The 12688-nt window shown below is 59.9% G+C and carries 14 protein-coding genes; 9 read left to right on the forward strand and 5 right to left on the reverse strand.

What is annotated here, in order from left to right; all coding sequences use genetic code 11:
* The first annotated feature begins 54 nt into the window (after window positions 1-54).
* Window positions 55-672: an FKBP-type peptidyl-prolyl cis-trans isomerase gene (locus BFQ01_RS15730; RefSeq protein ID WP_003176055.1), complete on the forward strand. Its 618-nt coding sequence runs from the start codon at window positions 55-57 to the stop codon at window positions 670-672.
* A 135-nt stretch (window positions 673-807) separates the two neighbouring features.
* Here BFQ01_RS15730 and BFQ01_RS15735 read toward each other — a convergent pair whose 3' ends face one another.
* The 3 genes from BFQ01_RS15735 to BFQ01_RS15745 all read right to left on the reverse strand — a co-directional run bounded on the left by BFQ01_RS15735 (window position 808) and on the right by BFQ01_RS15745 (window position 2629).
* A complete protein-coding gene (locus tag BFQ01_RS15735) occupies window positions 808-1065 on the reverse strand; it encodes a PA4570 family protein (RefSeq protein ID WP_003194088.1) in 258 nt (85 codons plus the stop codon).
* A gap of 159 nt (window positions 1066-1224) precedes the next feature.
* Entirely contained in the window at window positions 1225-1566 is a 342-nt protein-coding gene (locus BFQ01_RS15740) for a zinc ribbon domain-containing protein YjdM (RefSeq protein WP_017254008.1), read from the reverse strand.
* Window positions 1567-1660: 94 nt separating this feature from the next.
* Window positions 1661-2629 carry a polyprenyl synthetase family protein gene (locus tag BFQ01_RS15745; protein ID WP_027607652.1) on the reverse strand — a complete coding sequence of 323 codons (969 nt, stop codon included), beginning with the start codon at window positions 2627-2629 and terminating at the stop codon, window positions 1661-1663.
* Between the two features lie 239 nt (window positions 2630-2868).
* Here BFQ01_RS15745 and rplU point away from each other — a divergent pair, with 239 nt between their 5' ends.
* From rplU to BFQ01_RS15780, 7 genes are all read left to right on the forward strand, one after another.
* Complete coding sequence (rplU, locus tag BFQ01_RS15750) at window positions 2869-3183, forward strand: 50S ribosomal protein L21 (RefSeq protein ID WP_003176051.1); 315 nt, start codon at window positions 2869-2871, stop codon at window positions 3181-3183.
* A 34-nt stretch (window positions 3184-3217) separates the two neighbouring features.
* Window positions 3218-3475, forward strand: a complete 258-nt coding sequence (gene rpmA / locus BFQ01_RS15755; RefSeq protein WP_003176049.1) for a 50S ribosomal protein L27 — start codon at window positions 3218-3220, stop codon at window positions 3473-3475.
* Between the two features lie 194 nt (window positions 3476-3669).
* A complete protein-coding gene (gene cgtA, locus BFQ01_RS15760; RefSeq protein WP_015885843.1) occupies window positions 3670-4893 on the forward strand; it encodes an Obg family GTPase CgtA in 1224 nt (407 codons plus the stop codon).
* A 109-nt stretch (window positions 4894-5002) separates the two neighbouring features.
* Window positions 5003-6121, forward strand: coding sequence for a glutamate 5-kinase (gene proB / locus BFQ01_RS15765; RefSeq protein WP_065925971.1), 1119 nt, complete (start codon window positions 5003-5005; stop codon window positions 6119-6121).
* Window positions 6122-6137: 16 nt separating this feature from the next.
* Window positions 6138-6602 (forward strand): CreA family protein, encoded by a 465-nt coding sequence (locus BFQ01_RS15770; protein ID WP_027607650.1) that lies wholly within the window; start codon window positions 6138-6140, stop codon window positions 6600-6602.
* Window positions 6603-6703: 101 nt separating this feature from the next.
* Window positions 6704-7186, forward strand: coding sequence for a glutathione peroxidase (locus BFQ01_RS15775; RefSeq protein ID WP_065925972.1), 483 nt, complete (start codon window positions 6704-6706; stop codon window positions 7184-7186).
* A gap of 194 nt (window positions 7187-7380) precedes the next feature.
* On the forward strand, window positions 7381-8484 hold the full coding sequence (locus BFQ01_RS15780) for an NADH:flavin oxidoreductase (RefSeq protein WP_065925973.1): 1104 nt from the start codon (window positions 7381-7383) through the stop codon (window positions 8482-8484).
* Between the two features lie 855 nt (window positions 8485-9339).
* On the opposite strand, the gene BFQ01_RS15785 is transcribed toward BFQ01_RS15780, so the two are convergent.
* Together BFQ01_RS15785 and cysZ are read right to left on the reverse strand one after the other, a co-directional pair.
* Window positions 9340-10518: a glycosyltransferase family 4 protein gene (locus BFQ01_RS15785; RefSeq protein WP_065925974.1), complete on the reverse strand. Its 1179-nt coding sequence runs from the start codon at window positions 10516-10518 to the stop codon at window positions 9340-9342.
* A gap of 54 nt (window positions 10519-10572) precedes the next feature.
* On the reverse strand, window positions 10573-11337 hold the full coding sequence (gene cysZ / locus BFQ01_RS15790) for a sulfate transporter CysZ (protein WP_065925975.1): 765 nt from the start codon (window positions 11335-11337) through the stop codon (window positions 10573-10575).
* 294 nt (window positions 11338-11631) lie between these two features.
* Here cysZ and trxB point away from each other — a divergent pair, with 294 nt between their 5' ends.
* Window positions 11632-12594: a thioredoxin-disulfide reductase gene (gene trxB, locus BFQ01_RS15795; RefSeq protein ID WP_025858049.1), complete on the forward strand. Its 963-nt coding sequence runs from the start codon at window positions 11632-11634 to the stop codon at window positions 12592-12594.
* Window positions 12595-12688: the final 94 nt, after the last annotated feature.

Raw genomic sequence — 12688 nt, forward strand, 5'->3', positions numbered from 1 at the left:
CAGGGCGGCGCGCACATCACTGTTTCCAGTGCTGCCCTACAGCGGAGCCTCTTCATGTCCGAAGTTAATCTGTCCACCGACGAAACCCGCGTCAGCTACGGTATCGGCCGTCAGTTGGGCGACCAACTGCGCGACAACCCACCACCGGGTGTGAGCCTGGACGCGATCCTGGCTGGCCTGACCGATGCATTCGCCGGCAAACCAAGCCGTGTTGACCAGGAGCAAATGGCCGCCAGCTTCAAGGTCATCCGCGAAATCATGCAAGCCGAGGCTGCTGCCAAGGCTGAAGCCGCCGCAGGCGCTGGCCTGGCGTTCCTGGCTGAAAACGCCAAGCGTGATGGCATCACCACCCTGGCTTCCGGCCTGCAATTTGAAGTGCTGACCGCCGGTGACGGCGCCAAGCCGACCCGTGAAGACCAGGTTCGTACTCACTACCACGGCACCTTGATCGACGGCACGGTGTTCGACAGCTCCTACGAGCGTGGCCAGCCTGCAGAATTCCCGGTAGGCGGCGTGATCGCCGGCTGGACCGAAGCCCTGCAACTGATGAATGCCGGCAGCAAATGGCGCCTGTACGTGCCGAGCGAATTGGCTTACGGCGCTCAAGGCGTTGGCAGCATTCCGCCGCACAGCGTGCTGGTATTCGACGTCGAACTGCTCGACGTTCTGTAAGACCTGCTTTTGATTACCTGTAGGAGCGAGCTTGCTCGCGAAAAACGTCAACGATGACGCGGGCATCCTGGATGAGCGCGTTGTTTATGCGGTCTTCGCGAGCAAGCTCGCTCCTACAGTGTTTTGCTGGTTTCCTCATGGATGAAATTTGCCATTGAGCTCCGTCGCCGGGCGCAACGCTCGGGCATAGCAGAACAGAAACAGATTACGCACCACTTCCTTGAGCACTCCTGGTTCACTCGAACTCAGGCCGTTGACGTCCAGGTCACCCTGATCCTGCAATTCATTCAGCGCTTCTTCTTCCAGCACCGCACAGACTTCGCCGGTTTCCCGATGAAGGATGCGCAGGTAAGGGTGTGGGCGGTCGAGCCAGGCATCTATCAAATAAGTCATGGGTACATCTCCTTGATGGGTTTCAATGAGAATAATTCTTATTCGTAGAATAGCAAGTGCCTATTGGCAGTTTCCTGGTTTTTCTGTGTGGATATTGCGAGGGGTCAACAGGGAGGGCAAAACGCCATCCCGCGCGGGCGCGGGATGGATGCAGCAGGTTCAGACTTTGCGCACGAACTCGGACTTGAGTTTCATCGGGCCGATACCGTCGATCTTGCAATCGATATCGTGGTCGCCATCGCACAGGCGGATGTTCTTGACCTTGGTGCCGACCTTCACGACCAGGGACGTACCCTTGACCTTGAGGTCTTTGATCACGGTGATGGTGTCGCCGTCCTGCAGGACGTTGCCCACAGAGTCTTTCTTCACGGTTTCATCGCCGGCTGCTTCGGCCTCGCCATTGGCGGACCACTCATGGGCGCATTCCGGGCAGATCAGCTGGGCGCCGTCTTCATAGGTGTATTCGGAATTGCATTTCGGGCAGGGTGGCAACGTGCTCACTAAAGCTCCTTGAGATTCAGGGATGACTAAAAGTCGCACATTATATAGGGTTTTGTGATGTTGCAGGCTGTATGAAATCCAAATGTGGGAGGGCTTAGTGAGTACGGGCGACCGCAAACTCACTCAGCTCAACCAGGGCATCCCGGTACTCGCTGGCCGGAAGGGCTTGCAGGCACTGGATCGCACGGGCTACGTAGTCACGCGCCAGTTGCGCGGTGTACTCCAGGGAACCGGAAGCTTCCACGGCAGCGCGGATGGCCTCCAGGTCTTCGATCCCGCCTTTCTGGATCGCCTTGCGCACGAGTGCCGCCTGTTCCGGCGTGCCTTCGCGCATGGTGTAGATCAGCGGCAAGGTCGGTTTGCCTTCGGCCAGGTCGTCGCCGACGTTCTTGCCCAGGGTTTCTGCATCGCCACGGTAGTCGAGGAGGTCGTCCACCAGTTGGAACGCCACGCCCAGGTGATCACCGAAGGTACGCAGGGCTTCGGCCTGCTCGGCGGTCGCGCCACAGAGCGCGGCGGCACTGTGTGTGGAGGCTTCGAAGAGCATCGCGGTCTTGCCGCGAATCACTTCCATATAGGTTTCTTCGGTGGTGCTGGCGTCGCGAACCTTGGACAGCTGCAGCACTTCGCCTTCAGCGATGATGCGCGTGGCCTGGGAAAGAATCTTCATCACCGGCATCGAGCCCAGCTCGACCATCATTTCGAACGAGCGCGAGTACAGGAAGTCGCCCACCAGCACGCTCGGGGCATTGCCCCACATCGCATTGGCGGTCTCGCGGCCACGGCGCATGCCGGACATGTCGACCACGTCGTCATGCAGCAGGGTCGCGGTGTGCAGGAACTCGATGGTGGCGGCCAGCAGGCGCAGGTCATCGCCTTCGCGGCCCAGGGCCTTGCCACACAGCAGCACTAATAAAGGACGCAGGCGTTTACCGCCCGCCGACGTAATATAGTCACCAATTTTGGAGACCAGCGGCACTTTAGACGTCAGCTGCTGCTTGATGATGCCGTCGACGGCGCTAAAATCGTCCGCGACCGCGCGGTAGAAAGCTTGGGGTTGCATCAGCGACAGTCGCTCCAGAAGGGTTGCGCGGCATGCTAGGACCCTGACCCCGTAGTGTCAAGGCGCGATAGACGGCCACTTGCAACACCCATTTACCTTGCGTACAATCGCGCACCCTGAACTTCCTGGGCAGCACCTGCCTTACGCAATTGCATTCGGGACGTCCATCCCATGCAGCCATGCCAGCCAATACCTCTTCTTATAAAGCGCTGGGTGAGCAGGATTATCGGAGAAATACCATGTCGTACGCAGTAATTGTTACTGGTGGCAAGCAATACAAGGTCGCCCCAGGTGAATACCTGAAGATCGAAAAACTGGAAATCGCTACCGGCGAATCCGTTACCTTTGATCGCGTTCTGTTGGTCGCCAATGGCGATGACGTGAACATCGGCGCTCCAGTTGTTGCTGGCGCTACCGTTGTGGCTGAAGTGATCTCCCAAGGTCGTCACGATAAAGTCCGCATCATCAAGTTCCGTCGTCGTAAGCACCACATGAAGCGTATGGGCCACCGCCAGTGGTACACCGAGATCAAAATCACCGGTATTCAGGCTTAATTTCAGCCTAATTCCTCACTAGGAGAATTGACTCATGGCACACAAAAAAGCTGGTGGTAGTACCCGTAACGGTCGCGACTCAGAAGCCAAACGCCTTGGCGTTAAGATGTATGGCGGCCAGAAAATCATTCCGGGCAACATCATCGTGCGTCAGCGCGGCACCCAATTCCACGCCGGTTACGGTGTTGGCATGGGTAAAGATCACACCCTCTTCGCGAAAATCGAAGGCGTGATCAAGTTTGAAGTAAAAGGCGCGTTCAACCGCCGTTACGTGAGCGTTGTCGCCGCTTAATTGCGCGATCGCTGGAAAAGCCCTGTCTTGCGACGGGGCTTTTTCGTTTGTGGAGTGAGTCTCTTGCAAAGCTGTTTGTAATGGGCTCGAGCAGCTGGATTTGCGGCTGTTGATTGAGGTCCCTGCGCTCATTTTTGCAAGAGTCTTATGTCTTGGTTTCTTAAGCTCGTCCATGCGGCGAGAGGCGTTTTGTTATGAAGTTCGTTGATGAAGTTTCCATCCGAGTAAAAGCAGGCGACGGCGGTAACGGTTGCATGAGTTTCCGTCGCGAAAAATTCATCGAAAACGGTGGCCCTAACGGCGGTGACGGCGGTGACGGCGGTTCCATCTACATGATGGCCGACGAAAACCTCAACACCCTGGTCGACTACCGTTACACCCGGCACTTCGATGCCGAGCGTGGCTCCAACGGCGGCAGCACCGACTGCACCGGTAAAAAAGGCGAAGATTTGGTACTGCGTGTACCGGTCGGCACCACGATCATCGACTCCGCGACCCAGGAAGTGATTGGCGACCTGACCAAGGCCGGCCAGAAACTGATGGTTGTACAGGGCGGCTGGCACGGTCTGGGTAACACCCGATTCAAGTCCAGTACCAACCGTGCACCGCGCCAGACCACGCCGGGCAAGCCGGGCGAGCAGCGCGACCTGAAGCTGGAAATGAAAGTACTGGCTGACGTGGGCCTGCTGGGCCTGCCGAACGCCGGCAAAAGTACCTTCATCCGCTCGGTGTCGGCCGCCAAGCCGAAAGTCGCCGACTACCCGTTCACCACCCTGGTGCCAAACCTGGGCGTGGTCAGCGTCGACCGCTGGAAAAGCTTCGTGATCGCCGACATTCCCGGCCTGATCGAAGGGGCTTCCGACGGTGCTGGCCTGGGGATTCGCTTCCTCAAGCATTTGTCCCGCACCCGTTTGCTGCTGCACCTCGTCGACATGGCGCCATTGGATGACACCAGTGCACCGGACGCCGCCGAAGTGATCGTCAGCGAACTGACCAAGTTCAGCCCGGCCCTGGCCGAGCGTGATCGCTGGTTGGTGCTGAACAAGTGCGACCAGATCCTCGAGGAAGAGCACGAGGAGCGCGTCAAGGAAATCGTCGATCGCCTGGAATGGACAGGTCCGGTCTACGTGATCTCGGCGATCGCCAAAGAAGGCACCGAGCGCCTGACCCGCGACATCATGCGCTACCTGGAAGACCGTGCCGACCGTCTGGCGGCCGACCCGGTATTCAAGGCCGAACTCGCCGAACTCGATCAGCAGATCGAAGACGAGGCCCGTGCCCAGTTGCAGGCCCTGGACGACCAGCGTGCCTTGCGTCGCAGCGGCGTGAAGTCGGTCCATGATATCGGCGACGATGATTGGGACGAAGAAGACGTGGATGATGAAGACGGTCCGGAAATCATTTACGTGCGCGACTGATAGGTTGCGATAAACTCGAACGCCGCTCCCTGGAGCGGCGTTTTGGTATCCGGGTATAACGTTATGGCCAGCGCTGGGTCGCGCGGCCCTCTATCTAAGGTTGAAGATGATGCGGAGCAAAGTGACAGGTGCGCAGCGCTGGGTCGTAAAGATCGGAAGTGCGCTGCTGACGGCAGATGGCAAAGGCCTGGATCGTGCAGCCATGAGCGTCTGGGTCGAGCAGATGGTGGCCTTGCATGAGGCGGGTGTCGAGTTGGTGCTGGTGTCGTCCGGGGCGGTTGCCGCCGGGATGAGCCGCCTCGGCTGGACCGCGCGACCCAGCGCGATGCACGAACTGCAAGCCGCCGCCGCCATCGGCCAGATGGGCCTGGTGCAAGCCTGGGAATCCAGCTTTGCCGAGCATGGCCGCCACACGGCGCAGATCCTGCTGACCCACGATGACCTGTCCGACCGCAAGCGTTACCTCAACGCCCGCAGCACCTTGCGTGCGTTGGTGGAGCTTAAGGTCATCCCGGTGATCAACGAGAACGACACCGTGGTCACCGACGAGATCCGTTTCGGTGATAACGACACCCTGGCCGCGCTGGTGGCCAACCTGGTGGAGGCCGACCTGCTGGTGATCCTCACCGACCGCGACGGCATGTTCGACGCCGACCCGCGCCACAACCCCGATGCCCAACTGATCTACGAAGCGCGCGCCGATGACCCGGCGCTCGACGCCGTGGCCGGCAGCGTCGGCGGCGCCCTGGGGCGTGGCGGCATGCAGACCAAGTTGCGCGCAGCACGCCTGGCAGCACGTTCCGGGGCCCACACCATCATCGTCGGTGGGCGCCTGGAGCGTGTGCTGGATCGCCTCAAGGCGGGTGAGCGCATCGGTACGTTGCTGTCGCCCGAACGCGGCATGCTGGCGGCGCGCAAGCAATGGCTGGCCGGGCACCTGCAAACCCGCGGCACCCTGGTGCTCGACGATGGTGCGGTGTCGGCGTTGTCTCAGGGCCACAAGAGCCTGCTGCCGGTGGGCGTCAAGTTGGTGCAGGGCAGCTTCCGCCGTGGCGAGATGGTGGTGTGCGTGGCGCCCGACGGTCGTGAGATCGCCCGTGGCCTGGCCAACTACAGCGCCCTGGAAGCGCAGAAAATCATTGGACAATCGTCTGACGCGATTGTCGGACTCTTGGGTTACATGGCGGAACCGGAACTGGTTCACCGCGATAACCTGATCCTGGTCTAAACAAAGGGAATACACGATGCGCGTGATGAAGGGATTGCTCGGCCTGCTGCTGGCCCTGCCGCTGCTGGCTTCGGCCGAAGAAGTTGGCCAGGTGTCGACGGTGTTCAAGTTCGTCGGCCCCAACGACCGGATTGTGGTCGAAGCGTTCGATGACCCCAAGGTCGACGGCGTGACCTGCTATTTGTCACGCGCCAAGACCGGCGGCGTGAAAGGTGGCCTGGGCTTGGCCGAAGACCGTGCCGAAGCCTCGATCGCCTGCCGTCAGGTCGGCCCGATTCGCTTCAAGGGCGAGCTCAAGGACGGCGACGAAGTGTTCAAGGAGCGCACCTCGCTGGTGTTCAAGACCATGCAGGTGGTGCGTTTCCTCGACAAGAAGCGCAATACCCTGGTGTACCTGGTCTACAGTGACCGCTTGATCGAAGGCAGCCCGCAGAACGCGGTGACGGCGATTCCTATTCTGCCGTGGCCGACCGCTCAGTAATCCGCAGGCAAGTTTTGCAATCGGCGTCTATGATTGCAGGCTTGCGGGTTGTAATCTCGAAGCGCTGCTTTGCTAAGAACATGGGAAATCTGGAGTTCGTCATGAGTGCTTTCCACGACCTGAAACTCAAAGCTTTGGACGGACAAGAGCTGCCGCTGGCGCCCTTCAAGGGGCACGTTGTGCTGGTGGTCAACGTAGCCTCCAAGTGTGGCCTGACCCCGCAATACGCTGCGCTGGAAAACCTTTATCAGCAGTACAAGGACCAGGGATTTACCGTGCTTGGCCTGCCGTGCAACCAGTTTGCAGGCCAGGAACCGGGTACCGAGGAAGAAATCCGCGAGTTCTGTAGCCTGAACTACGGCGTGACCTTCCCCCTGGGCAGCAAGCTCGATGTGAACGGCCCTGAGCGTCACCAGCTGTACCGTTTGCTGGCGGGCGAGGGCGCCGAGTTTCCAGGGGATATCACCTGGAATTTCGAGAAATTCCTGCTGGGCAAGGATGGCCGGGTCCTCGCGCGTTTCTCGCCGCGCACCGCACCGGATGATCCAACGGTCGTGCAGGCTATCGAAAAAGCCCTGAATTGAGCACCTGTCGGTGCAGCTTCAAGTTGTAAGCTTGAAGCTGCAAGTAGAAGCACATGCGCGGCTCTTGCAGCTTTAAGCTTGCAGCTGGCCGCTGCTTTCATACCCCTTAATCACCCAAATCAATAGTGCTATTCGGCACGCTGCACTCCTCATATTATCCGCATCATAAACCTCGTCTTCCGCGGAGTGCTCCCATGCCTGTCCAAGCCTTGTTCAAACCGTTCCAGCTCGGTGCACTGCAGCTGTCGACCCGTGTGGTCATGGCGCCGATGACCCGTTCGTTTTCCCCAGGTGGCGTGCCTGATTCCAAGGTCATCGAGTACTACCGCCGCCGTGCCGCTGCCGGCGTGGGCCTGATCATTACCGAAGGCACCGTGGTTGGTCACCCAGCCTCCAATGGCTACCCGAATGTCCCGCATTTCTACGGCGAGGCGGCGCTGGCCGGCTGGAAGAAGGTCGTCGATGCCGTGCACGCCGAAGGTGGCAAGATTGTCCCGCAGCTCTGGCACGTGGGCAGTGTGCGCCGCATCGGTACCGAGCCTGACGCCAGTGTGCCGGCCTACGGCCCGATGGAAAAACTCAAGGATGGCAACGTGGTCGTCCACGGCATGACCACCCAGGACATCAAGGATGTCATTGCCGCGTTCGCCCAAGCCGCCAAGGATGCCCAGGGCATCGGCATGGACGGCGTGGAAATCCATGGCGCCCACGGCTATCTGGTCGACCAGTTCTTCTGGGAAGGCAGCAACCAGCGCACCGACGAATACGGCGGCAGCCTGGCCAACCGTTCGCGCTTTGCCATCGAGTTGATCCAGGCCACCCGCGCCGCCGTCGGCCCGGACTTCCCGATCATCTTGCGTTTCTCCCAGTGGAAGCAGCAGGACTACACCGCACGCCTGGTGCAAACCCCCGAGGCCTTGGGTGAATTCCTCAAGCCGTTGTCTGATGCCGGTGTGGATATTTTCCACTGCTCCACCCGTCGTTTCTGGGAGCCGGAGTTCGAAGGTTCCGACCTCAACCTCGCCGGCTGGACCCGCCAACTCACGGGCAAACCGACGATCACCGTGGGCAGTGTCGGCCTGGATGGCGAATTCCTGCAGTTCATGGTCAACACCGACAAGGTTGCCCAACCGGCCAGTCTGGAAAAGCTGCTGGAGCGCTTGAACAACGACGAGTTCGACCTGGTCGCTGTTGGCCGTGCGCTGCTGGTGGATCCGGATTGGGCCGTGAAGGTGCGTGAAGGTCGTGAAGGCGACATTCTGCCGTTCAGTCGCGAGGCGTTGACGACCCTGGTGTAGGGGGGAGCCCAGGCCTGCGTTCACTATCGACGGCTGAGCGTGAGGGTTTAGCTGTTTCAGGCGAAAGGCTGGGTATTGAATACCCGGCCTTCCGCTTGTGTTCAGGCCATCATTCGCCTCAATGCTTATTGCCTTGTCCTTGGTCCATATGGATTAAAGCTAGAAGTGCTGTCCGTCTGGTCGGAACGTGCCCATTGAGGTGGCCTGACGGAACATTGCTCCTGGTTTGGGCGCGTACCCCCAGGTAGTGGAAGGCGGTCAGTGGGCTGCGGGCGTTGCCAGTCGTTCTGCGCCGGCTGCCAGGCGTTTTGCGAGTGTGTGGACTGTGGGCGGTTGTCATGGTTGTGCGGTGGGCGTTGCCAGTCGTTCTGCGCCGGCCGCCAGGCGTTTTGCGGGCGTGTGGACTGCGGGCGGTTGTCATGGTTGTGCGATGGGCGTTGCCAGTCATTCTGCGCCGTTTGCCAGTTGTTTTGCGGGCGCGAAGGTTGCGGGCGGTTCCAGCCAGTGTTTGCGTGGTTCTGGTGGTTTTGACCGCTTCCGGATGGGGATGCCCATGCGGAGGGGTTGAATGGTTGGAATCTCAGCGCCATTGATCCATTTATCAGTGTCGACATAGTGCTCTCTATTAGTTTTTCAGCATGAATGACCTGCCTCGTTCGAGTGTGTTTCACAGGGACACACCCCCTCTTACGGCAGGTGTCATATCAGTGGTGATAATTCGTTCGACGTTCCGGAAATATCCTGTTGTGGCGTGCCGATTCAGGCAGTCCCAAGCAGGGATTCCTACCGTTGAAACCAATATTCAAGGGGTAGGCAGGCAGGACCGGGAATTGGCCTACGTCATTCGTAGAGGGTTCAACGAATGTCAGGCAGTGTTGGAGCTGCCAAATGTTCTGCGCACACATCGCGTAACTGGTTCTCGAACTGCTCGATAATCGCCGGCCAGCCCTGGCGGCTCGCATGTTGGCGTGCATTGAGGCGGGCCCTGCGCAAATGTTCGCTGTCTTCCAGCAACCATCTGGCCGCATCGCAAAACGCGTCCTCATCACCCGGCATGGCCAGCACACCGTTGTAACCATGGCGGATATGCTGGGTCGCCGCCGCCTGGTCGTACGCCACCACACCCAGCCCGGAGGCCATGGCCTCGAGCACCACATTGCCGAAGGTTTCGGTCAGGCTGGGGAACAGGAACACATCCCCGGATGCGTAATGCCGCGCCAGTTCTTCGCCGCGCTGGGTGCCACAGAACACCGCGTCGGGCAGGTCGCGCTCGAGCATCGGGCGTTGCGGGCCATCGCCGACGATGATCAGTTTCAGCCGACGCTGTGGATAAGTTGCCTGCAGCGCGTCAAAGCAGCGCTTGAGCAGCCCGAGGTTTTTCTCCTGGGCCAGGCGCCCCACGTGCAGTACGGCAATATCGTCGTTTTCCAGGCCCCAGCTTTCCCGTAGTGCGTTGTCACGCTTGGCCGGGTGGAATAATTGGCTGTCCACCCCGCGCGCCAGCATCCCCAGTCGCTCGAAATGCCGGCGCTCCAGTTCCAGGCGTTGGCTGGCGCTGGGCACCAGGGTCAAGGTCGAACGGTTATGAAACCAACGCAGGTAGTGCGTAACCATGCGGCTTAACAGGCTTAGGCCGTACTGGTTGGAGTACTGCTGGAAATTGGTGTGAAAACCGCTGACCACGCTGATTCCCAGGCGCCGCGCCGCCCGCAGCGCCGACAGCCCCAGCGGGCCCTCGGTGGCGATGTAGAGCACGTCGGGGCGCTGGCGTGTCCAGCGGCGCAGCAACTTGTGCATCGACGACTGGCCCCATTGCAGGCCTGGGTAACCCGGCAGCGGCCAGCCACGGCAGAGCAGCAAGCCATCATCGCTGGGCCGGCTTGCATCGGCGCCCTGGCGCGGGCGAACCAGTTCGACTTGATGGCCACGCGCGCGCAAACCTTCGCACAGGCGGCCAAGGGTATTGGCCACCCCGTTGATCTCTGGCGGGAAGGTTTCGGTGATGAGAGTGATGTGGAGCGAAGCTGTCGTCATGACCCACAGTGTCGCCGTGGGCCATGTCGCCATTGTGTCATGCAGATGATGGATTTATGACTTGGCCACTTTAGGCGTCGCCATGGCCTCGGCGCCCTGTTCGCGCACCCAGAACAACGTCGCCCCGGCCACTGCCGCCGGCATCATCAACAGGTTGACCACCGGCACCAGCAGCACCAGGTAGACGATGCCGCCGAAGCTCATGCTCTGCCAGCGCTTCTGGCGCAGCCAGGCGAGCATTTCGTTCCAGCCCAGCTTGTGGTTATCGGCCGGGTAGTCGATGTATTGGATCGCCATCATCCACACGCCGAACAGCAACCACAGTGGCGCGGCGATCAGGTTGACCACCGGAATGAACGACAGGATAAACAGGCCGATGGCCCGTGGCAGGAAGTAGCTCAGCTTGCGCATTTCCCGGGCCAGGGTACGCGGAACCATTTCAATCAGTTCGCCCCAGCTGAAGGCCGGGAAGTCATCGGTACCCCGTACCACCACTTCGACTTTCTCGGAAAGAAAGCCGTTGAACGGTGCCGCGATGATATTGGCGAGCATGGTGAAGGTGAAAAACACCATCAGCACCACCAGCACCACAAACAGCGGCCATAGCAGGTAATTCAGAAAGCTCAGCCAGCCGGGCAGGGTCGGCATCAAGTGGTCGACCCACAGGCTGAACTGATGGCCGGCAAAGTAGATCAAGCCGACGAACAGCATCAGGTTGATCGCCAGCGGCAGCAACACAAACAGGCGCAGGCCGGGGCTCAGCACCAGTTTGAGGCCTTCACGCAGGTATTGCGGGCCGGAAAGAACAGGGGCGGGCATGGAGAACTCCGAGCAGGATGACGAACGCGCCGACCTTACCGGCTTTGCCTTCAAGGCGAAAGCGTGGTCGGTGTGACGACATCAACGGTAACAAAGGCGTCGATTAATCGGCCTAACTGCATAGAGACCGCCTATGAGCTGGATTGTTATTCCGTATTTCCTTAATCTTGCCCCCCTCGATACGCTGCACCCATTATTTTTCAGGGCCTGCGAGTTAAAGCCTTCCCCAAGTGCTTCGTGGTCCCTTTTTTATTCCAGCCGTCTTGTAGTCCGGGCGGTCGATAGGAGTGAGTCATGTCTGATACCCGTCATTCGCGAGTGATTATTCTCGGTTCCGGCCCTGCCGGTTACAGCGCTGCCGTCTACGCTGCCCGGGCCAACCTCAAGCCGCTGCTGATCACCGGCATGCAGGCGGGCGGTCAGTTGACCACCACCACTGAAGTCGACAACTGGCCGGGCGATGTCCACGGCCTGACCGGTCCGGTGCTGATGGAACGTATGAAAGAACACGCCGAGCGCTTTGAAACCGAGATCGTGTTTGATCACATCAACAAGGTCGACTTCTCGAAAAAACCTTACAGCCTGACCGGCGACAGCGGCGTCTACACCTGCGACGCACTGATCATCGCCACTGGCGCCAGCGCTCGTTACCTGGGCTTGCCATCGGAAGAAGCGTTCATGGGCAAGGGCGTTTCCGCTTGCGCCACCTGTGACGGGTTCTTCTACCGCAACAAGCCGGTCGCCGTGGTCGGTGGCGGCAACACGGCCGTGGAAGAGGCGCTGTACCTGGCCAACATCGCCAGCACCGTGACCCTGGTTCACCGTCGCGAGACGTTCCGCGCCGAGAAGATCCTGATCGACAAGCTGCACGCCCGTGTCGCCGAAGGCAAGATCATCCTCAAGCTCAACGCCACCCTGGATGAAGTCCTGGGCGACAACATGGGTGTGACCGGTGCTCGCCTGAAAAACAACGACGGCAGCTTCGACGAGCTGAAAGTCGACGGCGTGTTCATCGCCATCGGCCACACCCCGAACACATCGTTGTTCGAAGGCGTGCTGGAAGCCAAAGACGGTTACCTGGTGGTGCAAGGCGGTCGTGAAGGCAACGCCACCGCGACCAACATCGAAGGCATCTTCGCTGCCGGCGACGTGGCCGACCACGTCTACCGCCAGGCCATCACCTCGGCCGGCGCCGGTTGCATGGCGGCCCTGGACGCCGAGCGTTACCTCGACGGTTTGAAGGACGCTGCGTTCTAAATTGTTGAAATAAAAAAACCGGCTGCGAGGCCGGTTTTTTTATGGGTGCAATTTAAATCTGGGAGGGACAAGCCCTCTCTCACATTTGCATCTG

The organism is Pseudomonas sp. 8 R 14 (genome assembly GCF_900005955.1).
In the GTDB taxonomy this organism is placed as follows: Bacteria; Pseudomonadota; Gammaproteobacteria; order Pseudomonadales; family Pseudomonadaceae; genus Aquipseudomonas; species Aquipseudomonas marginalis.